This is a genomic window from Nocardioides turkmenicus, from assembly GCF_011045035.1.
GTDB classification, from domain to species: Bacteria; Actinomycetota; Actinomycetes; order Propionibacteriales; family Nocardioidaceae; genus Nocardioides; species Nocardioides turkmenicus.
On record NZ_JAALAA010000001.1, the window covers coordinates 213,677 to 238,568 of the forward strand.

The following is a 24,892-nucleotide window of genomic DNA, read 5'->3' on the forward strand; positions in this document are numbered from 1 at the left end:
CGTCACAGCTCGAATCCGGCCGGGAACGGGTCGTCGGGGTCGAGCATGTACTGCGCCGTCCCGGTGACCCAGGCCCTGCCCGTGATCGTCGGGACGACCGCCTCGATGCCGCCGACCTCGGTCGTCTCCACGAGTCGCCCGGTGAAGGTGGTGCCGATGAAGGACTCGTTGACGAAGTCGGTGCCGAGCGCGAGCTCGCCGCGGGCGTACAGCTGCGCCATCCGGGCGCTGGTGCCGGTCCCGCAGGGCGACCGGTCGAACCAGCCGGGGTGGATCGCCATCGCGTGCCGCGAGTGCTGCGCCGTCGATCCCGGGGCTTTCAGGTAGACGTGGTGACAGCCGGAGATGTCGGGTCGCTCCGGGTGCTGCGGGCGGTTCTGCTCGTTGATCGCGTCCATGATCGCCAGTCCGGCCTCGAGCAGCTGGTTCTTGGCCGCGCGCTCGAACGGGAGCCCGAGCTTCTCCAGGTCGACCACGGCGTAGAAGTTGCCGCCGAAGGCCATGTCGTAGCCGACGCTTCCGTACGCCGGGACCTCGACGCTCTGATCGAGCCCGAGCACGAACGACGGGACGTTCCTGATCGTCACCGACCGGGCGTGCCCGTCCTCCACCGCGACGTCGGCCACCACCAGGCCCGCGGGCGTGTCCAACCGGACCGTGGTGACCGGTTCGACGACCGGCACCATCCCGGTCTCCACCAGGACCGTCGCGGTGCCGATGGTGCCGTGGCCGCACATCGGGAGCAGCCCGCTGACCTCGATGAAGAGCACACCGAAGTCGGCGTCGGGGCGGGTCGGCGGCTGCAGGATGCTGCCGCTCATCGACGCATGACCGCGGGGCTCGCACATCAGGAACGTACGCAGCTCGTCGTTGTTCTCGATGAACCACTGCCGCCGCTCGGCCATCGTGGCGCCGGGGAAGACGCCGACCCCGCCGGTGACGACGCGGGTCGGCATCCCCTCGGTGTGGGAGTCGACGGCGTGGATGACGCGGGTGGTTCTCATGCGGTCCCTCCTGGGATGAGCCGGCCGTCGATGCGCCGGGCGATCGGGTGGTGCGGCGTGTCACGGAGCTCGTCGGGAAGCAGCGTGTCAGGGAAACCCTGCCAGGCGACGGGGCGGACGAAGCGGCTCAGGGCCGCGGTGCCCACCGAGGTGGTGCCCGGAGCGGTGGTGGCCGGGTAGGGACCACCGTGCTGCTGGGCGTGGGTCACCGAGACACCGGTCGGCCACTGGTTCCACAGGACCCGGCCGGCCTTGCGGGCGAGGGTGGCGGCCAGCTCGGGGACGATCGCGTCGTCGGTCTCACCCGCGATCGTCGCGGTGAGCTGACCGTCGAGGGCGCGGGCGACCTCGAGCAGCTGCTTCTCGTCGCGGTACGTCACCACGACCGCCGTCGGCCCGAAGCACTCCGTCAGGATGCCGTCGACGTCTTCGAGGAGGACGTCGGCCGTCGTCGCGAGCAGGACCGGTGCGGGCGGATCGGCCGGTTCCTCGTCTCCGCCCACGAGCGCAGTCACCCCAGGATGCCGGAGGAGCTCGTCGAGCACCTCGCGGTGACCGGCCACGATCCGGTCGTTGAGCAGCGGTGCCGCCGCTGGAAGGGCCGCGGCGCCCAGCCGCTCGACCAGGTCGGAGCCGGCCGGCGCGAGGAGCACGCCGGGCTTGGTGCAGAACTGCCCGGCGCCGAGCGTGAACGATGCCAGGAACCCGTCGGTGATCTCCTGGGGTCGCTGGTTCGCCGCCCGCTCCGTGACGAAGACCGGGTTCACGCTGCCGAGCTCACCGTAGAACGGGATCGGCTCGGCCCGGGCCTGGGCGAGGTCGAACAGCGTACGTCCGGCGGGGATCGAGCCGGTGAAGGCGCCGGCCTTGATCTCCGGGTGCGTCAGGATCGCCCGCGCGTCGGACGCCTCCTCGACCAGGGCGAACAGCCCGTCCGGTGCGCCCGCGTCCCGCAGCGCGTCGGTGACGACCTTCGCGGTCGCGAGCGACAGCTCGGGATGACCGCCATGGGCTTTGAGGATGACCGGGCATCCGGCCGCGAGCGCAGATGCGGTGTCGCCGCCGGCGACGCTGAACGCGAACGGGAAGTTCGAGGCGGCGAACACGATCACCGGCCCAAGGGGCACGGCCGTACGCCGCAGATCCGGACGAGGTGCGCCCATCGGCCAGTCTGCGTCGGCGTGGTCGATCCGGACGTCGAGGTGCTCCCCCGCGGCAGCGGACTCGGCCAGCAGCCGGAGCTGGAAGGTGGTCCGTGTCAGCTCCCCTCGCAACCGCGGCTCGGGCAGATGCGTCTCGGTGATCGCGATCGGGACCAGGCTGTCGGCAGCCGCGTCGAGCGCGTCGGCGACCGCGCCCAGCACGGTGGCGCGATCCACGGGCGACGTCTGCGCCCAGATCTCGCCGGCACGCACCGCGTCGGCGACGAGCCGTTCGCGGGCGACGTCTGTCAGTTCCATGACTCTCGATTCTCCTCTGAGGTCGGCGGGGTGGGTCTGCCGTTCCGACCGGGTCGGAACGGCAGACCCGGGGAGATCAGTTGAAGCCCTTGCTGATCGCGGCCTTGGTGTCCGCGGTGACGCGCTCGGCGGTCTCCGGAGCGAGCGGGAGCCGAGGCGGTCGGCACGGACCGCCACGACGCCCGGCGATGTCCATGGACAGCTTGATCGCCTGCACGAACTCCGTCTTGGAGTCCCAGCGCAGCAGCGGGTGCAGGTCGCGGTAGATCGGCAGGGCCTTCTCGATGCCCTCGGCGCGCCCGGAGGTGGCCAGGTCGTAGAGCTCCTTGCACGCACGCGGGAAGGCGTTCGTGTAGCCGGCGATCCACCCGACCGCACCGGCCAGGCCGAGCTCGAGGAGGACGTCGTCGGACCCGATCAGCAGGTCCAGCTCCGGTGCCAGCTCGCGGATCTCGTAGGCGCGGCGTACGTCTCCGGTGAACTCCTTCACCGCGACGATCAGGCCCTCCCCGTGGAGCTCGGCGAGCAGGTCAGGGGTGAGGTCGACCTTGGTGTCGTAGGGGTTGTTGTAGGCCACGACGGGCAGCCCGACCGCAGCCGCGGCGCGGTAGTGCTCGATCACGGCCGCACGATCTGCGCGGTAGGCGTTCGGCGGGAGCAGCAGCACCGACTGCGCGCCGGCGGAGGCGGCCTGCTCGATCCAGCGGCACGTCTCCTGCGACCCGTACGCCGCCACGCCCGGCATCACGCCGAACCCGTCGGGCGAGGCCTCGACCGCGATCTCGACGACGCGAGCGCGCTCCTCGTCGGTGAGGTTGTGGTACTCGCCGAGCGACCCGTTCGGGGCGACACCGTCCACGCCGTTCTCGGCGAGCCAGGCGACGTGCTCCGCGTATCCGTCGAAGTCGACGGCCAGATCGTCGGTCAGGGGCAGGGCGGTCGCGACAGTGATGCCGCGCCAGGGCTTGTGCGTCATGCGTTCTCCTAGTTCCAGTGTGGCTTGAATGTTATGTGACATTGCACTGTCACACAAGGGTCACAGCGCGTGTCCGGTCTTCGTCGCCTCGGCCTGGCGGGCGACCCAGTAGTCGGCGCGACGGATTCCGAGTCGTACGGGGTCGAAGGTCGGGTCGACGCCCGCTCGCCGCTGCTCGTCGTAGTCACGGAGCGCCACGAGGGCAGGCTTGAGCAGGAACAGCAGGCAGACCAGGTTGACCCAGGCGAGGCTGGCATACCCGACATCGCCGATCGCCCAGATCAGGTCGGCGGCCTGGACGGACCCGAAGAACGTCATCGCGAGCAGGGCGAGCTTGAGCACCATGCTGGCCGCGCGGTTGGTGCCGTGCAGCAGGTAGGTCAGGCTGGTGTCACAGATGTAGTAGAAGGCGACCAGCGTCGTGAACGCGAAGAGCGCGAGCGCGATCGCCACGACCGGTCCCCCGACACCGGCTCCGATCGTGTCCAGAGCCGTCTGGGTGTAGGCAGGGCCGGCCTCGACGCCGTCGAGATGGTTCACGACCACCTCGCCGTCCGCGGTGGCGACGTTGTAGCTGCCGGTGACGATGATCATGAACCCGGTCGCCATGCAGACCATCAGGGTGTCGACGTAGATCGAGAAGCACTGCACCAGGCCCTGCTTGGCCGGGTGCGAGACGTCGGCGGCAGCCGAGCCGTAGGTCCCCTCCCCCACGCCGGCGACGTTCGAGAACATCGCCCGGCGAACGCCCCAGGCGATCGCCGCGCCGACCATGCCCCCGAAGACCGAGTCGACCCCGAGCGCGCTCGACACGACCAGTCGCAGCGCGTCCGGCAGCGCGGTGATGTTCACGGCCAGCACCACGACAGCGGCGACGATGTAGGCGATCGCCATGAACGGCACCACCTTGTCGGCGAATCCGACGATGCGCTTGCGCTCACCGAGGACGATGAATCCCAGAGCGGCGACGATGACGAGCCCGGTGATCCACGTCGGAACCCCGAACGCGCCCTCGAAGCTCGCCGCGATGTTGTTCGACTGGATGCCGGGCGCGAGCACGGCGTACAGGCTCACTGCCGTGACCGCCGCGATCACGCCCAGCCAACGCAGGCCCAGCGCCTTCTCGAGGTAGTACGGGATCCCACCACGGAACTGACCGTCGACCCGTTCCTTGTAGATCTGCGCGAGCGTCGACTCGACGAAGGCGGTCGCGCCGCCGAGGAAGGCCATCACCCCCATCCAGAACAGCGCCCCCGGTCCCCCCGCGTAGATCGCGGTCGCGACGCCGGCGATGTTGCCCACACCGATGCGGCTCGACAACGTCAGCGCGAGCGCCTGGAAGGACGAGATCCCCTCGTCGGTCGAGCTACCCCCGCGCAGCTGCCGAACCATGTCCGGCAGACGTCGCACCTGCAGCACGCGGGTACGGACGGTCAGGACGAGCCCCAGGCCCAGGGACAACACGATCAAGGGGTTCCACAACCACTCGTTGATCTTCACAAGCAGATCCACGGCTACCTCTTTCAGTCTCAGCAGAAGTGACGGCAGTCACAGCGATCGCACACTACGGTGTGACATTGCACTTGCACAACCCTGATCTGCGAGGTCACGCGTTCCTGCGCACCGGGTCACGCCGCTCGACACCTCGGCGACGTAGGCTCCCGACCATCGGTACGACACCCAGAGGCAATCCGAAGGAGCGAGGATGCTCGCGTACGAACGGACCGGCAGCGGGGAGCCGCTGCTCCTGATCCACGGCATCGCGCACCGCAGGCAGGCGTGGGCGGGCGTGGTGGAGCGGCTGGCCGACGAGTTCGAGGTGATCACGATCGATCTGCCGGGACACGGCGAGTCGCCGGAGTTCGACCTGGCGGGACGTACGGTGCGGGAGGCGGTGACCGAGGAGCTGCACGCGCTTCGGGCCGAGCTCGGGATCGAGCGGCCGCACGTCGCCGGCAACAGCCTCGGCGGACTGCTCGCGCTGGAGATGGGCGACGCCGGGCACGCACGCACGGTGACGGCGCTCTCCCCCGCCGGGTTCTGGATGAACCGCGTCGACTACCTCTACGTGCGCGGCCTGTTCGCCGGCATCCAGGCGATCGCGCGGCCGCTGGCGCCGGTGGCGGGGACGGTGCTGCAGTCACGGGTGGCGCGTACGGTCACGATGAGCTGCTTCTTCGCCCACCCCGAGCGGATCGACCCGGTTGTCGCGGCCGCCGACACGGCCAACATGGTCGCCTCGCGGGAGGGGATCAAGACGTTCTTCAGCGGCGTCTACCGCTACGACTACCCCGGGCCGCCCGAGCCCGAGGTCCCCACCACGATCGCCTGGGCAACACGCGACCTCACCCTGCTCCCCTACCAGGCGAAGGTGGCTGCACGACGCCTCCCGCATGCGAACCACCGGTGGCTGCCGGGCTGCGGCCACGTACCGATGAACGATGACCCCGACCTGGTGGCCGAGGTCATCCGCGAGACCGCCCGGACGAAGCCGCGCGACCAAGTCGCCTAGCCGCGAGCCGCCAGGATCGCGCGCGGGTCGAAGGCGACCCGGATCTCGGTGATCAGCCCGTCCTCGACGCGCATCCAGTTGGCGGTGGGGGCGGGCTCGGCGACGGTGGTGTGCAGGTCGAACCAGGTGATCACGCTCGGCCCGTCGGAGAGCCGCTCCTTCACCTCGATCTTGTCGAGCACCTGCGCCATCCCCTCCAGGCCGGCGATGCAGCCGTCGGCGCCCTCGATCGTGGCGAGCGGGCCGGCGAAGCTCACGTCATCAGCCAGCAGCGAGCGCAGGCGGGTGAAGTCGCGGTCCTGCCAGGAGGTGAAGTACGCCTCGGCGAGCTCGGCAGCGGTTGCGGTCATCGGGATCTCTCCTTGGGTCGTTGGGCTTTCGCCACCCAGCCTGGCCCGGATCCTGTGAACACTCAAACAGATAGTTCTGCTGCTTGCTAGCATCATTGCTTATGGAAATCGGACAGCTCCGTTATTTCGTCGCCGTCGTCGACCACGGCTCGTTCACGGCCGCGGCGCAGCGGCTGCACGTCAGCCAGTCGGGCATCAGCGCCCAGCTGGCCAAGCTCGAGCGCGAGCTCGGCCACGACCTGCTCGTCCGGGGCCCACGCAACGTACGGCTCACCCATGCCGGCGAGACGCTCCTCCCCCGCGCCCGCGAGGCGATCCGCGCGATCGAGGGCGTGCGGCAGAGCGCCGATGAGCTGAGCGACCTGATCCATGGGCACGTACGTCTCGGGATGATCGCCGGCTGCACGATCCCCGGCTTCCTCGACGCCGTCGCCACCTTTCACCGGGAGCATCCCGGCGTCAGCGTCGAGCTCGTCGAGGACACCTCCGACCGGCTCCAGCAACGTACGGTCGCCGGCGAGCTCGACCTGGGCCTGATCTCCCACGCCGGCCCTGTCCTCGACGGCCTGGCCACGGAGTCGGTCAGCGACGAGCGGCTCGCGGTGATCACACCGGCCGGGCATCGGCTCGCCGGCGCCCGGGTGCGGCTCGCCGACCTCCACGAGGAGACGGTGCTGTGCATCCCGCCGGGGACCGGCGTACGGACGGCGCTGGAGACGTCCTGCGCCCGGGCAGGCGTGGCCGCGAAGGTCGACCTGTCGGGATCCAACCCGGAGACGCTGCTCGGGCTCACCGCCCGCGGGCTGGGGGTCTGCGTGCTCGCCGAGTCGATGGTGGCGGGGACCGATCTGGTCGCGACCCCGATCGTGGACGCGGACGTGCGCGCCGGGCTGGCGCTGGTGATCCGGGAGGGCGACCAGCAGCGCGCCACCCGCCGGCTCTACGAGCTGCTTCAGGCGGCGCTGACCTGAGGGTGACGCAGCCCGGGGTGGTCGGCGGGCAGCGAACGGCGCAGCACGAACCAGCTCACCACCAGGCACAACGCGACCAGCGGCCAGCTGAGCGCCACCCGGGCGATCGCCAGGGCGACCACGTCGCCGGACCACCACAGCGGCCCGAAGATCGCGACCCGGATGACGTACTGACAGACCCACACCCAGCTCGCCAGCGCGTAGCCGCGCAGCAGGACGGGGTCACGGCGCCAGGCGCCGCGCTGGCGCAGGATCAGCCCCACGACCACGCCGAGCAGCGGCCAGCGGAACGCGATGCTGACCACCCACACCAGGGCGCTGGCCGCGTTGACCGCGAGCTGGACCACGAAGAAGTCCTCCGCCCGCCCGGTACGCAGCGCGATCATCGCCGCGACCGCGACCCCGGCCACGCCCAGCAGCACGGCGCGCGGCTTGCGGCCCTTGCGCCACTGCCAGACGGCCACGAACGCGGCCAGACCGAGCGCGACCGCGGTCGCCACCCACATCTCGCCGCTGACCAGCCAGCCGGCCACAAACGCGACCGGCGGGACGGTCGCGTCGATCGCGCCGCGGGCCCCTCCGAGGAGGTCGGCGAGGGTCTCGGCGTCGTCGTCGCGGCGGTCGGTCGTCGTCACGCGAGTAAGGGTAGCCTTACCAACAAGCAGGGTGACGTCTCGGTCGGCGGAAGTGACGCCTCGGCCGACGCGGGTGACGCCTCGGCCTGCGGGGCCGACGCCTCGGCAAAATTTCACCGGGAGGGCAACCGGGCGACGTACCCCGGCCACCCGGCGCCGATTGGCTCTGAGCGCCGCTGCTCGGGCACGCGGAGACGGCTTACCCCCAGCGGAGGTTTCAACGTGTCACACGAGCACCACGCCCACGATCACGCCCACGATCACGGCCACGCCCACTCTCACTCCCACGAGGTCGACGGGATCACCCTCGCCGCCTCCTCGGACGCGTCCGACAGCGACCTGCGTCCCGCCGAGGTCACGCGTCGCAACCTGCTCCGCGCCGCCGGGATCGCCGGCGCGGTGACCGCCGGGATGGCGGGCATGACCGGCGTGACCCCGGCGATGGCCGAGACCGCGACCGCCACGGCGCGCAGCGGCAACCGGGCGACGATCCGGCACTGGCTCGCCGGCGACCACCACATCCACACCCAGTACAGCTCGGACGCGATGTACCGGGTCATCGACCAGGCGCAGCACGGCGCGGCGTACGGCCTGGACTGGCTGGTCATCACCGACCACGGCGGCGCGACCCACGCGAAGCTGGGCGTCGACCTGGTCAACCCCGACATCGTCGCCGCGCGCAAGATCCTCAAGGACACCCTGATCTTCCAGGGCCTGGAGTGGAACATCCCGGCCGCCGAGCACGGCACCGTCTTCGTCGCCCCGGGCGCCAACGAGGTCGCGGTGCTCAAGCAGTTCGAGAACGACTACGACGGGTCGGTCAAGGGCGCCAGCGGCAACTCCCCGCAGAACGAGGCGCTCGCCGTCGCCGGCATCCAGTGGCTCGGCAAGCAGGTCGACAAGCGCCGCGTCGCCGACGCCCTCTTCCTCGCCAACCACCCGGCCCGCAACGGCATCGACAGCCCGCACGAGGTGCGTGCCTGGCGCGACGCGGACCCGCGGATCGCGGTCGGCTGGGAGGGCGCGCCCGGCCACCAGGCGGCGGGCCTGCCCGCCGGCTACGGCCCCGGCAGCGCCCGCGGCTACTACGGCAACGGCCCGGGCCCGAACTCCTTCCCCGGCTACCCCGCCGAGTCCTACCGCTCCTGGGGCGGCTTCGACTGGTTCACCTCGACCGTCGGCGGTCTGTGGGACTCGCTGCTCGCCGAGGGCAAGCCGTGGTCGATCAGCGCCAACTCCGACTCCCACGTGAACTGGGGCACGACCTCGCGTCGCCCCGACGGCTCCGACTCGGCCTCCTTCAACGCCAACGGCCGCTACGGCGACCCGGTCTACGCGGGCTCTCTCAACACCACCGCCGGTGATTTCTGGCCGGGCTACTACAGCCGCACCCACGTCGGCGCCACCGAGCGCAGCTACGGGGCGGTCATGAAGGGCCTGCGCAACGGCCGCGTCTGGGTCGACCACGGCGCACTGGTGAAGTCGGTGGACGTCCGCGTCGTCTCCTCCGACGGCGGCTCGGAGAGCCTCGGCGGCACCCTCAAGGCCAAGAAGGGCAGCCGGATCTCGCTGGTCGTCACCATCGCCGCCCAGGACGTCCCGAACTGGTCGCAGTTCGTCCCGTCGCTCAACCGGGTCGACGTGATCCGGGGCGCGGTCGACCCGACGTACGTCACCGACCGCGACACCTGGAAGGCCCCCGACACCAAGGTGATCGAGCAGACCGACACCTCGGGTCGCACCGGCACGTTCCAGCTGCGCTACGACCTCGGTCGCGTCGAGGAGGCGTTCTACGTGCGCGTCCGCGGCACCGACGCCAACCGGTCGCAGCCCGGCTACCTGGGTGCGAGCATCGACCCGGCCGGTCCCGCGATCGACGTCGTCGGCGACGCCGACCCGTGGGTCGACCTGTGGTTCTACACCAACCCGGTCTGGGTCGTCCCGACTCGATGACCACCCTGGCCGTCGACGCCGAAGCCCGGGATCTCGCCGGCGCCGAGCACCTCGTCCACCGCCTGGACGAGGTGCTCGGCGCGGCGCAGCCCGACGACGCGTACGTCATCAGCACCCATGTCGTGCGCAAGCCGACCGCCCGCCTCGTCGCCGTCCTGGACTGGCCCGGCGGTCCGGCGGTCGAGGAGCTGACCGCGCTGCTGGCGGACCGCCTCCCCGACGCGTACGTCACCACCGACTCCCCCGCGATCGCCGAGGCCGCGGCCCGCACCGCCGGGCGCCTGGCCCGCTATCCGGGCCGGACGAGGATCGAGACGGTCACCACGGTGGCGGCGGTCGAGGCCGACAGCATCGTCGACGCCGTCCAGGGACTGGCGGGCATCGACCTCGAGCCCGGCGACACCCTCGATCTCACCGGGTTCGCGCGACCGGTGTGGCGCGAGGGGCGCTGCGTGCTCCTCGTCCAGCGGGCCGTCTCGGGTCTGGTGCCGTTCGAGATGCGCCACCAGATCCCCTGCTGCTCCGACCACTGAGCAGAAGCCTCAGACCGAGGCCGAGCCCCTCGGCAGCGGCGCCTCCCAGTGGCGCCACATCGCCAGCAGCCGCCACCCCGAGCAGGTCACGAACGCGACCGACATCGCGAGCGTCGCCGGCACCCCCGCGTACAGGCCGAAGGCCGCGACCGCGGCGCCGGCGAAGGCCGGGATCGCGTAGAAGACGCTGCGACGCAGGATGATCGGGACGCGGCCGGCGAGCACGTCGCGGATCGCGCCGCCGCCCACGCCGGTGGCCAGGCCCATGACCGCGGCGGCGAGCGGGGAGAGCCCGAAGTCGAGGCCCTTGACCGCGCCGGCGATGACGAACAGCCCCAGCCCGAGGGCGTCGAAGACGTTGACGAGCGGCTCCACGCGGCCGAGCGCGGGATGGAAGTAGAACGTCAGCAGACCGGCCGCCATCGGCACGGCGAGGTAGCGCCAGTCGGAGAGCGCAGCGACCGGCGTCGCGCCGATCGCCATGTCGCGCAGGAAGCCGCCGCCGAGACCGGTGACGCAGGCGAGGACGATCACGCCGAAGATGTCGAGCTCCTTGCGGACCGCCATCAGGCCTCCGGAGAGCGCGAAGACGAAGCACCCGACCAGGTCGAGCACGAGAAGGGTCAGCGTCTGTTCCACCGACAAATGGTCGCCTCGTACGTCCCAAAAACCCCAAATGCCACGGTCTCGCGGCATGGGCACCCCATACGATGAAGGTCAGTGGCGTAGGGTCGTCACAACCGTTTCTAGAATTGAGAAGAGGATGTCGGCCGAAGGACTACCCCTGACTCCGGGCCAGCTCGAAGAGCAGGCACCGGATGAGGCTGGGCCCGTCCTTCTGCGGCTCATCTCGGTCAGTGACGATGGTCTACGCATGTTTCTCGTCGATGACGAGGATCGTGAATACACCGCCGACATCGACGACCGTCTCCGTGCAGCACTCGAGGCTGTGTCGACCCGCCGATCGGAGCAAACCGTGAACAAGACCCCGAGCAGCAGCCTGCGGCCCCGTGACATTCAGACCCGTATCCGTGCGGGTGAGAGTGCCGAGGAGGTCGCCGCTGTCGCCGGCACCACGGTCGAGAAGATCTTGGCCTTCGCCGGTCCCGTCCTCGCCGAGCGCGAGCACATGGCGCAGCGTGCCCAGCAGGCTTCCGTACGTCGTCGGCCCGGCGAGGCCGCCAGCACCGCCCGCACCCTGGGCGAGGCGGTCAGCGCCCACTTCCAGACGATGTACGCCGACCCCGACTCGGTCAACTGGGACTCCTACCGGCGCCCCGACGGCCGCTGGAAGCTCACCGGTGAGTACGAGACCCCCGAGCGCTCCGGCATCGCCGAGCTGACCTACGACGCTCCCGGCAACTACGTCGAGCTCGACAACGACGACGCCCGCTGGCTGACCGGCGAGAAGCTCGAGGCGCCCGCTCCCGAGCCGGAGCCGGTGACCGACGACATGCTCGCCGCCCGCCGGCGCCGTGCGAAGGCCCCGGCCGCTCCGGCGACCCCTCCCCCGGCTCCCAAGCCGGTCCAGGAGGCCAAGGCCGCGAAGCCGGCACCGGTCGACGTCGACACCCCGCTCGAGGCGTTCCTGGGCGATGAGACGCCGACCGAGAAGCAGGCGCCGGTCCCGGCGGAGCCCGCCGCCGAGCCCGCGGCAGCGGCGACCCCGGCCGAGCCCGAGCCCGCCGAGGAAGCTCCGCAGAAGCCTGCCAAGAAGTCGTCCTCGCGCCGCAAGCGCGCCTCGGTCCCGAGCTGGGACGAGATCATGTTCGGCGGCGGCAAGCAGGACTAGCTCCGACTCGTCTGACCACGTTCACGGACCGGCCATCAGCCGGTCCGTGATGCGTCGGGGAGCCGACCGACCAGAGTCGGGCAGGGGTCGGTCGGCGTTCACGCACCGCCGATGGGGTGAGTGGAGGCACGCACTTCCACCTTTCTCGGAGGCCCCCGATGCTCCTGCCCGAATCGCTGAGCCGACGCTCCCTCATCTCCGGCACGGCCTCGACCGGCTTCGCCGCTTCCGCCGCGATGCTGCTCGGCACCGGCTCGATCCCCGCCGACGCCGTGTCCGTCAAGAACACCACCGTGCTCTCCGGCTACCCGTTCACCATGGGCGTCGCCTCCGGCGACCCGCTCCCCAACTCCGTGGTCCTCTGGACCCGCCTCGCCCCCGAGCCGCTCGCCGCCGACGGCCGCGGCGGCATGCCGCAGGAGCCGGTCAAGGTCCGCTGGCAGGTCGCCGAGGACCCGCTCTTCCGCAAGGTCGTGAAGTCGGGCACCGTCACCGCCACCCCGAACTTCGGGCACTCGGTCCACCCCGAGGTCTGGGGTCTGCGCCCCGGACGCGACTACTGGTACCGCTTCATGGCAGCCGGCGAGGTCAGCCAGACCGGCCACACCCGGACCGCACCTGCGTACGGCTCCTCGCTGTCGACGATGAGCTTCGCGTTCGCCTCGTGCGCGCTCTACAGCCACGGCTTCTACACCGCCTACCAGCACCTCGCCGACGAGGACGTCGACGTCGTCTTCCACCTGGGCGACTACCTGTACGAGTCGGGTGTCACCCCCGAGAACAACTGGCGCCGGACCACCGTCGACCCCTCGCTGTCCGGCGAGACCCTCGACCTGGCGCGCTACCGCCAGCAGTACGGGCTCTACAAGTCGGACCCGGACCTGATGGCCGCCCACCAGTCGCACGCGTTCGTGGTCGCCCCCGACGACCACGAGGTCGAGAACAACTGGGCCGACGAGATCCCCGAGGAGCGGAGCCAGTCGCAGGGCGAGCTCTGGATGCCGCGGCGTACGGCTGCCTTCCAGGCCTACTACGAGCACCTGCCGTTCCGCGCCAGCGCGCTGCCTGACGGCCCGGACATGCAGATCTACCGGAACCTGCGTTACGGCGACCTGGTCGACTTCAACGTGCTCGACACCCGGCAGTACCGCGACGACCAGGCCTACGGCGACGGCAGCGACCCGGCGAGCCGGGAGCTGACGCCCGACATCTACGAACCGTCGCGCTCGATGATGGGCTTCGAGCAGGAGCGGTGGCTGCAGCGCAACTGGCGGCAGTCGTCCGCTCGCTGGCAGGTGCTCGCCAACCAGGCGCCGATGGCCGAGACCGACCTCGACGACACCGAGGCCAAGACGCTCTACATGGACCCGTGGGACGGCTACATCGCCAACCGCAACCGGCTCCTCGAGGGCGCCCGCACCAGCGGCATCGAGAACCTCGTCGTCATCACCGGCGACCGGCACCACAACTACGCCAGCAACCTGCTGGCCGACTACGACGACCCCGAGTCGGCCGTCGTCGGCAGCGAGTTCGTCGGCACCTCGATCTCCAGCGGCGGCGACGGCGCCGACATGACCACCGGCGGCGAGACCCTGCTGCGGGCCAACGACCACCTGAAGTTCTTCAACAGCCAGCGTGGCTACGTACGCGTCAAGGTCACGCCCGACGAGCTCTCCACCGACTTCCGGGTCGTGCCGTACGTCGAGCGCCGGGGCGCCCCGATCTCCACCCGCGCGACCTACGTCGTCGAGAACGGCCGCCCCGGCGTCCAGCTCGACACCCAGAACGCGCCCGTCGGGACCAAGTACGCCGCGGTCGACATGCCCACCCTCAACCGCTGACCCCGCTGGTCGAGCCGCGAGGCCGCCTGCGGCCGAGCGTGTCGAGACCAACACGGTCGAATCGAGCGCGATGGGACCGTGTTGGTCTCGACACGCCTCCGCCTAGCGGCTCCGGCGGCTCGACCAGCGTGGCGCGTCAGCCGAACGGCAGGGGCTCGGGCACCAGGGAGACGGACTGTGCCCGGGCCGCGGTGAGGCGGCGGCGGTGGTGCTGGCGGCAGAGGACCTCGTAGGAGACCGCGCTGGGTGCGTCATCGGTGTCGCCGACGACGACCTGGTCACCCTCGGTGACCATGACGCCGTCCTCGACCCGGGCGTTGTGGGTGGCCCGCTTGCCGCACCAGCACAGCGCCTCGACCTGCAGCACCTCCGTACGGTCCGCGAGCTCGACCAGACGGGCGGCACCCGGGAAGAGGCGGGTGCGGAAGTCGGTGAGGATGCCGAAGCAGAACACGTCGATCTGCAGTTCGTCGACGATCTTGGCCAGCGCCTCGATCTGCTCGGGCGTGTAGAACTGCGCCTCGTCGCAGATCAGGTAGTCGATCCGGGCGCCGTGGGTCAGCGCGTCGACGGCGTGGCGCCAGAAGTCGAAGTCGTCGGTGACCTCGATCGCGTCGTGGGTCAGACCCAGCCGGGAGGTGACCACCGCCTCGCCGGAGCGGTCATGAGCGGTGAAGATGAGTCCCATCCTGCCGCGAGCCGCGTGGTTGTGGTTGGTCTGCAGCGCGAGGGTCGACTTCCCTGCGTCCATCGTCCCGGTCCAGAAGGTCAGCTCAGCCACTCGCGGAAGCCTAGTGTGCTGAACGGCGGCTCGTGGCAGGACCCTGCTGGCTGGACGTGTTCCGCCGATAGTGGCGCGCGACCCGGGCCCGGTTGCCACAGCCCGCGGAGCACCACTCCCTCCGGGGGTGGTCGCGGACGAAGTACAGGACGCAGCCCGGGCCGCCGCACGCCCTCAGCTCGTGGGGCGCAGGCTCGGCCAGCACCTCGGACCCCTCCAACGCCACCAGGTTCAGCTCCCGCTGCAGGCCGGAGCCGTCGGTGAGCCACTCCCGCTCGAGGACGCCCTGAGCGCCGTGGCGCAGGGCGGGCGCACAGTGGGACACGAACTCGTTGAGCACCGCGAGCGCGGTCTCCGTGCTCAGTCCTTCCGAGACGCTGTGCGGCCGGTCGTCGGCGGTCACGTCGGCGGCCAGCCGGCGCAGGGCGTCGCGCAGGGCCCGGGCCCGGGCGAGGTCGTGCTCGTTCAGGTCCTCATGGCGCCCGAATCCCGCGTCCTCGGCCCAGGCCTCGAGGTGCGCCACCGTCTCCAGGGAGTCGTGCACGCCCCTTCGGTCGGCCCAGATCGTGTTCATGAGGCGTACGGCCCGGGGCTGGGCGGGGTACAGCACGGGCACCTCCACGGCCGCCTCCTCCGTCATCGATCTCCTCGTCCGTCCTAATGGTCAGTCTAGGTTTGGGTCGTTACACCGCCAGGCGCGGCAGCCAGCTGCGCCTCGAGCTCGCTGATCCGCTCCGTCAGCTGAGCGACGGTGTGCCGCGCGGCCGCCAGGGGCACCAGCTGCGGGATGTGCTGCTTGCAGTTCCAGTCGTACGCCTCGACGTCGATCAGGATCGCACGCTCGACCCGCGCCGAGCTCCCGGCCGGAGTCAGTGCCTCGACCAGCCCGGGGTCGTCCTCGGGCTCGACGACCCGCGCGCGACCGAAGATCTTCATCCTCGCCTGCAGCTGGTAGTCGATCAGGAACAGCGAGACCCGCTCGTCGTGGTCGAGGTTCCCGCGGGTGATGTACTGGCGGTTGCCGCGGAAGTCGGCGAACCCCAGCGTGGTCTCGTCGATGACCTTCAGGAACCCGGGCGGCCCGCCGCGGTGCTGCATGTAGGGCCATCCGGTCTCGCTGACGGTCGCCAGGAAGAAGCTGTCACGCGAGGTGATGAATGCCGCCTCTCCCCTGCCGATCCGGTCCGGCTCGCCGCCCGTCTCCGCCATCCGGGTGTACGCGGCGGCGCTCCCGTGGATCTCCTGGTGGTCGGTCACCAGCGGCGTGAACGCGACCTGCGCGTAGTGCCCGGTCATCGCCGGCCCTCGACTCTGTGCACACCCACGACAAACCCCTTCCCGCCGGACACCGGCGAGTCGTCCCTAACGGATACATAGGTTGTAACCATTAGAAGCGGGTTTCATTCCCCTAGGAGACCAGGAGCGGGATGAGCATCTCGTCGGGCGTCAGCGACCCGTGCAGCCCGACCAGCGTCGTCTCGTACTGGAACAGGCTCGTCGAGACCACGGCGTGCTCGCCGTGGGAGGCGACGATGACGTCGCCGAGCCGCGGCAGCACCGACGGCGTGACCGGCCCGAACCAGCCGCGCCGGATGGCGTCCTCCCGGGTCATCACATCGGCTTTGTCGCCCAGCTTCTCCGACCAGGTCGCGACCACGTCGTCGACCGCGCCGCGCGAGCAGTAGAGATGGCGGAAGCGGGCCTCGCCGCCGACCAGGGCGACGCCGTCGCGGAGCTCGGGGAAGTCGTCGATGTCGGTGCGGGACGCGGCCGGCGAGTCGACCATGCCGTGGTCGGCGAGCACCAGGAGACGTACGGACGGGTCCAGGGCGTCACGCAGCTGCTCGGCCTCGGCGTCGATCATCGAGAGCTGCTGCAGCCAGGGCGAGGAGGCGACACCGTACTTGTGGCCGGTCCAGTCGAGATCGCCGTCGTAGAGATAGGTCAGCGATCCCGGCACCCGCGAGAGCGCGACCGCCGACGCGATCCGCTCCCCCACCCGGTCGGCGCCGACGAACTCCGCGCCCCGGTGGGCGGCGATGGTCAACCCGGAGCCGCCGAAGACCCGCTTGTTGATCACCGTGACCGGCACCCCGGCCTCGCCCAGCCGCTGGAAGACGGTCTGGTTGGGCTGCCACTCGACCGGGTCGACGTCCTTGCGCCACTGCAGCGCGTTGAGCAGGTGATCGGTGCCGGGGACCCGGGAGGTGTAGCCGACCAGACCGTGACCGCCGGGCGTCAGCCCGGTGCCGAACGAGGTGAGGCTGGTCGCGGTGGTCGACGGCACGCCGGCCGTGCCGGCCTCCTGGTCCTCGCTCAGCGACGCCAGGAACGGTGCCGCGTGCGCATAGCGGCGCAGCAGGTTGGTGCCCATCCCGTCGACCAGGAAGACGACGTACGCAGCCGCCGAGGGCAGCTCGAGACCGGACCTCGCTTCGGAGGTGCCCAAAGGGATGTCCATGGCGGCGGCGACCGCCGGCAGGACATCACCCAGTGAGCGCTCCCCGTAGGCGGGGGCGAGAAACCCGGTCACCGACGCTCACCGGCTGTGGGTGCGAGCCGAGAGCGATTCCGCGAAGGAGAGCAGGCGGTCGACCGAGTCGTGACCGTCGGCAGCAGCCGAGACGCGGAGCGAGAAGTCGTCGGGGGTGAGGACGCCGGTGTAGCCGTGGTCGGCGTCGCAGTTGGGGTCGGAGCAGCCCGCGGGCTCCAGGTCGACCCGGTTCACGCCGCCCCAGCCGATGGTCATGACGACCTCGGCCGGCTTGCTGGACCCCTTGGTCGGGTTGGTGATCATCCGGGTCACCACCACGGAGTTGACCGAGTCGATGCGTACGGCCTCGGTCGACGTCGAGGTGTAGGGCTCCGGCAGCAGGTCGTCGCCGGCGTGCTCGTCGGTGTGGGCCAGGATCAGCCGCGTCGGGGTCAGCACCAGCACGGAGAGGTGGCGGCGCACCTCGTCACGGTCGAACGTCGGCTCGTGGTGGAGGAAGAAGGAGGACACCTTCTCCCCCGCCACGGCGGAGGCGACACAGTCGGCCACCACCTCGGGGTAGTAGCCGGTGCGGTCGATCTCGGCGCGCAGGTCGTCGGCGCGGTCGAGATCCTCGGTGCGGGTGCTCATGCCACCCATCCTTCCACGCCTAGCCAGGAAGGGTGTCGCCCACCGCCGGGTTGAGGCGGCGTACGAACCAGTCGGAGCGCGGATCGGCGACCAGGTCGACCCGGGCGGTGGCGGTCAGGACGGCGGAGTACTCCAGGCCGACGAGCACCAGGGACAGGTCGAGCGAGGAGATCTGGGGCAGGTCGTTCTGCAGCTGGGCGACCTTGAGGACGAGCCGCTCGATCTCGTCGACGTCGACCATGTCGCCGCCGCGGTAGCCGAAGAGCATGGGCGCAGCCTTGATCTCGCGCACCATCGAGGCGGCGTCGCGCTGGGACAGCGGTGGGATGCGGTAGGCGCGGTCGGCGAGCAGCTCGGTGATCGGGCCGGCGATGCCGAAGGAGACCACCGGCCCGAACAGCGGGTCCTCCATCGAGCGGATCGCGACCGGGACGCCCGGCGGCGCGGTGCGCTGCACGGCGAACCCGCCGGTCTCGGGCGGGATCCGGCTGGTGATCAGCTCCCAGGCCTCGGTCATCTCGTCGACGTCGTCGATGTTGCGTACGACGTGGGCCTGGTCGGGCCGCTCCCGGACGCTCTCCACGGTCGCCTTGAGCACGACGTCCCAGCCGAGGTCCTCGGCGGCGGCGATCGCCTCCTCGAGGGTGGTGACCCGGTGGGTGTTCCACAGCTTGATCCCGTACGCAGCCAGCACCATCGTCAGGTCCTCGCGGCTCAGCTCGCCACCCGAGGGGCGCGCGGCGAGCACGTCGGTGACGATCTTGCGCGCCGTGCGCGGGTCGCACTCCTCGGCGCTGAACCACGGCGTCTCGCCGTCGGCGGTGCGCAGCCACACGGCGTACTCCACGACCTTGGCCAGGGCGCGTACGGCCGACTCCACCGACGAGTAGGACGGCACCGAGCCGCGACCGGCGGTCGACCCGGCGACGTCGGGGACGCGGAGCAGCTCGGGGACACCCTCGGCACCGAGGAAGCTGGTCACCAGCGGCTTGTCGGACTGCTCGCCGACCGCGGCGAGCACGTTGGCGATCTCCTCGCCGGAGACGTTGAGCGGCGGGATGTAGACCGAGATCACCGCGTCGACCTCGGGGTCGTCGATGGCCGCGTCGAGCGCGTCCTCGAAGTCCTCGGCGCTCGGCTCGGTCGGCAGCGGGACCTGCTTGTTGACCTGGAGCCCCACCGAGACCGCGGCATCGGCGGCGAGCAGGCCCAGGGCGTCGGAGTTGCCGACGATGGCCACGCGCCGACCGCGCGGGAGCGGCTGGTGGGCCAGGAGCTGGGCGACGTCGAACATCTCGTCCAGGGTGTCGACCTGGATGATCCCGGCCTGGCGGAACATCGCGTCGACCGCCGCCGGCGGGGCGCTGATCTTGCGGACCGCGTGGCCCATCGGGACACCCTGGGTGGTGCGGCCCGAGCGGACCGCGACGATCGGCTTGCGCTGGGAGACGCGGCGGGCGATGCGGGAGAACTTCCGCGGGTTACCGATCGACTCGAGGTACATCATCACGACCTCGGTCGAGGCGTCCTCCTCCCAGTACTGGAGCAGGTCGTTGCCGGAGACGTCGGCGCGGTTCCCGGCGCTGACGAACGTCGACAGGCCCAGACCGCGGTTGTTGACCTTCTCCAGGATCGCGGAGCCGAGCGCACCCGACTGGCAGAAGAAGCCCGCACGACCGCGCGGCGGCATCGTCGGCGCGAGGCTGGCGTTGATCCTGACCTGCGGGTCGGTGTTGATGACGCCGAGCGCGTTGGGCCCGATCAGGCGGAGCCCGTAGGAGCGGGACAGGTTGACCAGCCGGCGCTGCCGCTGGCGGCCCTCCTCGCCGGTCTCGGCGAAGCCGCTGGAGATGACCACGAGACCGTGCACGCCCTTGGCGGCGCAGTCGAGCACGACGTCCTGCACGGCGTCGGCGGGCACCGCGACGATCGCCACGTCGACGTCGTCGGGGATGTCCTGGACGCTCTTGTAGGCCGGCATGCCGCTGACCGCGCTGGAGCTGGGGTTGACCATGTAGACGCGGCCGGTGAAGTCGCCGATCACCAGGTTGCGTACGAGCGCCTGGCCGACGGTCTCCTGCCGCCGGCTGGCCCCGATGACCGCGACCGAGCGCGGGTTGAAGAAGCGGTGGATCGAGGCCGCCTCCGCCTCGTGCTCGCGCAGGGCGAGGCGGCCGACGGCGGTGTCGGTCACGTCGATCGAGAACTGCAGCGAGATGACCCCGTCCTCGTAGACGCTGGCCACCTTGTAGCCGGCGTCACGGAAGGTCTGGATCATCCGGGCGTTGTCGGGGAGCACGTCGGCGGTGAACTTGGTGACCCCGCGCTCGCGCCCCGCCTGGGCGAGGTGCTCGAGCAGGATCTGCGCGATGCCGCGGCCCTGGTAGTCGTCCTCGACCAGGAAGGCGACCTCGGCCTCGCCCGGTTTGACCACGTCGTAGCGCCCGACCGCGATCATCCGGCCGCGGAGCGTGAGGATGAAGGCGACCCGGTCCTTGTGGTCGACCTCGGTGAAGCGCGCGACGTCCCGGGCCGACAGGTGCGGCATCGGCGAGAAGAAGCGGTAGTACTTCGACTCGTCGCTGACCCGGTGGTCGTAGAAGTCGACCAGCAGGTCCTTGTCCGCCGACCTGATCGGCCTGATGTGTGCCGTCCGCCCGTCGCGCAGCAGCACGTCCGCCTCCCAGTGGGAGGGGTACGGCGGGGTCTGCTGCGCGGTCACGAGAGAAATCTAGCGGTTGGTCCCAGGTCGACGCTCATGGCGAGCCCTGCCGGATCGTCACGTGAGCTGGAGAGCGCTCGCAAGCCTGCGCCACTCGGGCAGCGGCAGATCGGAGAGGCCCCGCTCGGTGAGCACCTGGACCAGCACGTGGTCCGCTCCTGCGTCGCGGTGGGCATGCAGACGCGCCCGCACCGCCTCCTCCTCGCCCCAGGCGGCGCCCAGGTCCACCCAGCGGTCGCTGCCCTCGCCCTCGAAGTCCTCCGGCACGAGGCCGTAGTCCAGCAGTGCGTTGGTGTAGTTGGGCAGCCCGAGGTACATCGACAGGCGCTCCCGCGCGACGGCGCGGGCGCGTGCCGGGTCGGTCTCGAGGACCACCTTCTGCTCGGCAGCCAGCAGGGGCCCCGCCCCGAGCACGGCCCGTGCGTGCGCGGTGTGCTCCGGCGGCATCAGGTAGGGGTGCGCGCCTGCCGTGCGGCTGCCGGCGAGACCGAGCATGCGCGGGCGGAGGGCGGCCAGGAGCCGGCCCTCCTCGGGGACCGTGCCCGCACCGTCGAGCTCGTCGAGGTAGGCGACGGTTCGGCTGTACGGCTTGACGTACGTCTGCTCGCCCACCTGCTGAGCATGGCTGTTGCCCAGACCGAGCACGAACCGGCTCCCGTACGTCGCGTCGAGCTCTGCGTAGCGGGCCGCCACCGCGGCGGCAGGGTTCTCCCAGATGCTGACGATCCCGGTGACGACGAGCAGGTCGGTGCTGCCTGCGAGCAGGGCCTCGTGCACCGTGAACGGCATCGAGGACGACCCGACCCAGATCGCGCCGTACCCAAGGCTCTCCACCTCGGCCGCGACCTCGCGCGCCCGGCCGAGATCTGTCCACTGCCGCGAACCCGTCCACACCCCGTACGGCGTCAGCCGCCTCTTGAGCTCGTCCACCTTCTGCTGGTCGGGCATGCCAGAGTTCCCTCCGATCGACTATGTTCGACAGTGATCGAACATCCCAACCTTGTACGACGGAGATCGAACATGTCAACCGATTCCCGCCGCCCGGCAGCCGACTCCGAGCTCCAGCGCGCCCTCGACGCGGTCGGCGACCCCGTACGGCGCTCGATCCTCCGGCAGCTGGCCGCAGCCGATCCGTGGACGATCGCGTGCGGTCAGTTCGACCTCCCCGTGGGCAAGTCGACGCTGACCCATCACTTCAGGTCCCTCGTCGAAGCCGGTCTCCTCGAGCAGCGCGACGAGGGCAACCGGCGGATGAACCGGCTCATGCGCGACGAGTTCGACCGCCGGTTCCCCGGGCTCCTGGACCTGGTGCTCGATCAGTGACGTACGGCGTTGGCGCGGTCGCGCTCGTTGAGCACCCGCCAGCCGTCGTAGTCCCAGTTCCGCGCCAGCTTCTGGGCGTGCTTGGGAGCGTCGCCCTCGTGGTTGCGGATGACGAGCTCGCGCACGGCGAACTCGACCGCCTCCTGGGGCGTGGTCGCGCCGGAGATCCGCTGGACCTCCGCAAGCAGCTCGTTCTCGAGCTCGATCTGGGTGACAGCCATCTTCAAGCACCTCCATGTGCGTTGAACCGGTGACTCCTGGACGGATTGACCTACACAGCCAATGTACGCGGATGCGCGGCGTACGAAAGGGCTGCGTGCCTCGGATCGCAGCCGAAATCGGCGCAGTCGGCGAGCCCGGTGTCGCGTTCGCACAGGGATTCGAGACAATGCCCCTTATGGCACGCGGCAAGACCAAGCAGGACGTACCCGACGACTTCGAGGAGCACATCCTCGACACCGACATCGGGGACGAGATGCGGTCCTCATTCCTGGAGTACTCCTACTCCGTCATCTACTCCCGGGCTCTGCCCGACGCCCGCGACGGCCTCAAGCCCGTGCAGCGCCGGATCCTGTTCACGATGAACGACATGGGCGTACGTCCCGACCGTGGCCACGTGAAGTGTGCGCGCATCGTCGGCGAGGTGATGGGCAAGCTGCACCCGCACGGTGACGGTGCGATTTACGATGCCCTGGTCCGGATGGCGCAGCCGTGGGCGATGCGGCTGCCGATGATCGACGGCCACGGCAACTTCGGCTCCCCTGGCGGCGACGACCCGGCCGCGGCGATGCGTTACACCGAGGCCCGGATGGGTCCGGCGGCGCTGGCGATGACCGACGACATCAAGGAAGACACGGTCGACTTCCGGCCCAACTACGACTCGCGGGAGATGGAGCCGAGCGTGCTCCCCGCGGCGATCCCCAACCTGCTGGTCAACGGCGCCACGGGCATCGCGGTCGGTATGGCCACCAACATGGCCCCGCACAACCTGGTCGAGGTCATCGCTGCCGCGCGCCACCTGATCAAGCACCCGGGCGCCGAGCTCGACACGCTGATGAAGTTCATCCCCGGCCCCGACCTCCCCACCGGCGGCACCATCGTCGGCCTGGACGGGATCCGGGATGCGTACGAGACCGGCCGGGGCTCCTTCAAGATCCGCGCCACCACGCGGATCGAGCCGTTCGGGCGCCGCAAGGGCATCGTGATCACCGAGCTGCCGTTCAACATCGGCACCGAGAAGATCATCGAGCGCGTCAAGACGCTGGTGCAGTCCAAGAAGATCCAGGGCATCGCCGACCTCAAGGACCTCACCGACCGCGAGCACGGCACCCGCCTGGTGATCGAGGTCAAGAACGGGTTCGTGCCCGAGGCCGTCCTCGAGCAGCTCTACAAGATGACGCCGCTGGAGGACTCCTTCGGGATCAACAACGTCGCGCTCGTCGACGGCCAGCCGCGCACCCTCGGCCTCAAGGAGCTGCTCGAGGTCTTCCTCGGCCACCGCTACGACGTCGTCCGCCGCCGCTCCCAGTTCCGTCGCGACAAGGCCGCCGACCGGCTCCACCTGGTCGACGGGCTCCTGATCGCGATCCTCGACATCGACGAGGTCATCCAGCTGATCCGCTCCTCGGAGAACGCCGGCGAGGCGAAGGAGCGGCTGATGACCGTCTTCGACCTGAGCCAGGCCCAGGCGGAGTACATCCTCGACATGGCGCTGCGCCGGCTGACGAAGTTCTCCAAGATCGAGCTGGAGAAGGAGCGCGACGACCTCCTTGCCACCATCGAGTACCTCGACTCGATCCTCGGCGACGACGACATGCTCCGGAAGGTCGTCTCCGACGAGCTCGGCGAGGTGGCCAAGACGTTCGGCACCCCGCGACGCACCGTCCTGCTGGCCTCGGCCGGGACCCCGGCGCTGGAGGCGATGAGCCTCGAGGTCGCCGACGACCCGTGCTTCGCGCTGCTCTCCTCGACCGGGCTGCTGGCCCGCTCCTCCGACGCCGAGCCCTTCACGACCGGCTCGGCGCGGGCCAACCACGACGTGATCGTCTCGGTGGTCCCGGCGACCGCGCGCGGGCAGATCGGCGTGCTCACCTCCCGCGGTCGCCTCGTACGCCTCGGGGTGCTCGACCTGCCGGCGATGCCGCCGACCCACGGCGACCCGAACCTGTCCGGCGGCCTGCCGCTCTCCGCGCTGCTCTCGCTCGAGTCCGACGAGCGCGCGCTGGCGCTCACCACGCTGGCCACCGACGGTCCTGGCCTCGCGCTCGGCACCAAGCTCGGTGTCGTGAAGCGGGTCAACCCCGAGGTGCTGCTCAACAAGGACGAGTGGGAGGTCATCAAGCTCGCTGACGGCGACGAGGTGGTCGGCGCGGCCCAGCTGCGCACCGGCAACGAGTCGCTGGTCTTCGTCACCTCTGACGCCCAATTGCTCCACTTCCCGGCCGACACGGTGCGGCCGCAGGGCCGCAGCGCCGGCGGCATGGCCGGCGTCCGGATGGCCCACGGCTCCAAGGTCGTCTTCTTCGGCGTCGTCTCCCCCGACGCCCCCGAGGGGGCCGCGGTCGTCACCGTGGCCGGGTCGTCCTCCGCGCTTCCCGGGACCGAGACCGGCAGCGTGAAGACCACGCCGTTCAGCGAGTTCCCGGCCAAGGGCCGGGCCACCGGCGGCGTACGCGCGCACCGGTATCTCAAGGGCGAGGACACCCTCGTCTTCGCGTGGGTCGGCGCCGCTCCCCCGCTCGCTGCGGCCGCCTCCGGGGCGCCGATCGACCTGCCCGAGATCGACCCGCGCCGGGACGGCTCCGGGGTGCCGCTGGAGCAACCCATCGACGCCGTCGCCGGGCCGGTCGCGCACACGTTCCCGGTCTCTGCCGGGTAGGCGTCGCCGTCTGCTCACCGAGCTACCTCGGTGAGCA

Annotated in this window: 23 protein-coding genes; 8 read left to right on the forward strand and 15 right to left on the reverse strand. The window is 70.5% G+C overall.

From position 1 onward, the window contains the following. Positions 1-2: 2 nt before the first annotated feature. Genes G5C66_RS01055 through G5C66_RS01070 form a run of 4 tightly spaced genes read right to left on the reverse strand, consistent with a single transcriptional unit; the run spans position 3 to position 4,952 of the window. Positions 3-1,004, reverse strand: a complete 1,002-nt coding sequence (locus tag G5C66_RS01055) for a proline racemase family protein (protein ID WP_165108836.1) — start codon at positions 1,002-1,004, stop codon at positions 3-5. Further along, on the reverse strand, positions 1,001-2,641 hold the full coding sequence (locus tag G5C66_RS01060; RefSeq protein WP_338144026.1) for an aldehyde dehydrogenase (NADP(+)): 1,641 nt from the start codon (positions 2,639-2,641) through the stop codon (positions 1,001-1,003). Before G5C66_RS01060 ends, G5C66_RS01055 begins: the two co-directional genes overlap by 4 nt. Beyond that, complete coding sequence (locus tag G5C66_RS01065; protein WP_165108839.1) at positions 2,541-3,440, reverse strand: dihydrodipicolinate synthase family protein; 900 nt, start codon at positions 3,438-3,440, stop codon at positions 2,541-2,543. Before G5C66_RS01065 ends, G5C66_RS01060 begins: the two co-directional genes overlap by 101 nt. A gap of 60 nt (positions 3,441-3,500) precedes the next feature. After that, positions 3,501-4,952, reverse strand: coding sequence for an amino acid carrier protein (locus G5C66_RS01070; RefSeq protein WP_165108841.1), 1,452 nt, complete (start codon positions 4,950-4,952; stop codon positions 3,501-3,503). Positions 4,953-5,145: 193 nt separating this feature from the next. Here G5C66_RS01070 and G5C66_RS01075 point away from each other — a divergent pair, with 193 nt between their 5' ends. Further along, the gene (locus G5C66_RS01075; protein WP_165108843.1) at positions 5,146-5,952 is read left to right on the forward strand and encodes an alpha/beta fold hydrolase; all 807 of its coding nucleotides are present in this window, start codon (positions 5,146-5,148) and stop codon (positions 5,950-5,952) included. Here G5C66_RS01075 and G5C66_RS01080 read toward each other — a convergent pair. After that, positions 5,949-6,302 (reverse strand): nuclear transport factor 2 family protein, encoded by a 354-nt coding sequence (locus G5C66_RS01080; protein WP_165108845.1) that lies wholly within the window; start codon positions 6,300-6,302, stop codon positions 5,949-5,951. The two genes, G5C66_RS01075 and G5C66_RS01080, sit on opposite strands and share 4 nt — an antisense overlap. Before the next feature lie 101 nt (positions 6,303-6,403). Between G5C66_RS01080 and G5C66_RS01085 the strand changes: the two genes are divergently transcribed. After that, entirely contained in the window at positions 6,404-7,273 is an 870-nt protein-coding gene (locus tag G5C66_RS01085; RefSeq protein WP_165108847.1) for a LysR family transcriptional regulator, read from the forward strand. On the opposite strand, the gene G5C66_RS01090 is transcribed toward G5C66_RS01085, so the two are convergent. Then, positions 7,255-7,908, reverse strand: a complete 654-nt coding sequence (locus tag G5C66_RS01090; RefSeq protein ID WP_165108849.1) for a DUF3159 domain-containing protein — start codon at positions 7,906-7,908, stop codon at positions 7,255-7,257. The two genes, G5C66_RS01085 and G5C66_RS01090, sit on opposite strands and share 19 nt — an antisense overlap. A gap of 222 nt (positions 7,909-8,130) precedes the next feature. Here G5C66_RS01090 and G5C66_RS01095 point away from each other — a divergent pair, with 222 nt between their 5' ends. Both G5C66_RS01095 and G5C66_RS01100 read left to right on the forward strand, forming a co-directional pair. Further along, positions 8,131-9,861, forward strand: coding sequence for a histidinol-phosphatase (locus G5C66_RS01095; RefSeq protein WP_165108851.1), 1,731 nt, complete (start codon positions 8,131-8,133; stop codon positions 9,859-9,861). Further along, the gene (locus tag G5C66_RS01100; protein WP_165108852.1) at positions 9,858-10,394 is read left to right on the forward strand and encodes a hypothetical protein; all 537 of its coding nucleotides are present in this window, start codon (positions 9,858-9,860) and stop codon (positions 10,392-10,394) included. Before G5C66_RS01095 ends, G5C66_RS01100 begins: the two co-directional genes overlap by 4 nt. Positions 10,395-10,403: 9 nt before the next feature. On the opposite strand, the gene G5C66_RS01105 is transcribed toward G5C66_RS01100, so the two are convergent. After that, positions 10,404-11,033, reverse strand: coding sequence for a TRIC cation channel family protein (locus G5C66_RS01105; protein ID WP_165108854.1), 630 nt, complete (start codon positions 11,031-11,033; stop codon positions 10,404-10,406). A 124-nt stretch (positions 11,034-11,157) separates the two neighbouring features. Here G5C66_RS01105 and sepH point away from each other — a divergent pair, with 124 nt between their 5' ends. Both sepH and G5C66_RS01115 read left to right on the forward strand, forming a co-directional pair. Beyond that, positions 11,158-12,186, forward strand: a complete 1,029-nt coding sequence (gene sepH, locus G5C66_RS01110) for a septation protein SepH (protein ID WP_277602063.1) — start codon at positions 11,158-11,160, stop codon at positions 12,184-12,186. A gap of 158 nt (positions 12,187-12,344) precedes the next feature. Next, positions 12,345-14,027, forward strand: coding sequence for an alkaline phosphatase D family protein (locus tag G5C66_RS01115; RefSeq protein WP_165108858.1), 1,683 nt, complete (start codon positions 12,345-12,347; stop codon positions 14,025-14,027). A 136-nt stretch (positions 14,028-14,163) separates the two neighbouring features. Here the strand turns inward: G5C66_RS01115 and G5C66_RS01120 are convergent, their stop codons facing one another. The 7 genes from G5C66_RS01120 to G5C66_RS01150 form a co-directional block, all read right to left on the reverse strand. Next, a complete protein-coding gene (locus tag G5C66_RS01120; RefSeq protein WP_165108860.1) occupies positions 14,164-14,808 on the reverse strand; it encodes a thymidine kinase in 645 nt (214 codons plus the stop codon). 10 nt (positions 14,809-14,818) lie between these two features. Then, a complete protein-coding gene (locus G5C66_RS01125; RefSeq protein WP_165108862.1) occupies positions 14,819-15,448 on the reverse strand; it encodes a CGNR zinc finger domain-containing protein in 630 nt (209 codons plus the stop codon). A gap of 29 nt (positions 15,449-15,477) precedes the next feature. After that, positions 15,478-16,104 carry a pyridoxamine 5'-phosphate oxidase family protein gene (locus G5C66_RS01130; protein ID WP_165108864.1) on the reverse strand — a complete coding sequence of 209 codons (627 nt, stop codon included), beginning with the start codon at positions 16,102-16,104 and terminating at the stop codon, positions 15,478-15,480. A 112-nt stretch (positions 16,105-16,216) separates the two neighbouring features. After that, positions 16,217-17,341, reverse strand: coding sequence for an alkaline phosphatase family protein (locus G5C66_RS01135; protein WP_165108866.1), 1,125 nt, complete (start codon positions 17,339-17,341; stop codon positions 16,217-16,219). 6 nt (positions 17,342-17,347) lie between these two features. Beyond that, on the reverse strand, positions 17,348-17,932 hold the full coding sequence (locus tag G5C66_RS01140) for a DUF5998 family protein (protein WP_165108868.1): 585 nt from the start codon (positions 17,930-17,932) through the stop codon (positions 17,348-17,350). 19 nt (positions 17,933-17,951) lie between these two features. Further along, positions 17,952-20,654 (reverse strand): GNAT family N-acetyltransferase, encoded by a 2,703-nt coding sequence (locus tag G5C66_RS01145; protein WP_165108870.1) that lies wholly within the window; start codon positions 20,652-20,654, stop codon positions 17,952-17,954. 57 nt (positions 20,655-20,711) lie between these two features. After that, positions 20,712-21,602: a TIGR03620 family F420-dependent LLM class oxidoreductase gene (locus tag G5C66_RS01150; protein WP_165108872.1), complete on the reverse strand. Its 891-nt coding sequence runs from the start codon at positions 21,600-21,602 to the stop codon at positions 20,712-20,714. A 72-nt stretch (positions 21,603-21,674) separates the two neighbouring features. Between G5C66_RS01150 and G5C66_RS01155 the strand changes: the two genes are divergently transcribed. Further along, a complete protein-coding gene (locus G5C66_RS01155; RefSeq protein WP_165108874.1) occupies positions 21,675-21,977 on the forward strand; it encodes an ArsR/SmtB family transcription factor in 303 nt (100 codons plus the stop codon). Here G5C66_RS01155 and G5C66_RS01160 read toward each other — a convergent pair. Next, positions 21,971-22,198: a type II toxin-antitoxin system VapB family antitoxin gene (locus G5C66_RS01160; RefSeq protein WP_165108876.1), complete on the reverse strand. Its 228-nt coding sequence runs from the start codon at positions 22,196-22,198 to the stop codon at positions 21,971-21,973. The genes G5C66_RS01155 and G5C66_RS01160 overlap by 7 nt on opposite strands. Before the next feature lie 176 nt (positions 22,199-22,374). Between G5C66_RS01160 and G5C66_RS01165 the strand changes: the two genes are divergently transcribed. Then, positions 22,375-24,855, forward strand: a complete 2,481-nt coding sequence (locus G5C66_RS01165; RefSeq protein ID WP_165108878.1) for a DNA gyrase/topoisomerase IV subunit A — start codon at positions 22,375-22,377, stop codon at positions 24,853-24,855. Positions 24,856-24,892: the final 37 nt, after the last annotated feature.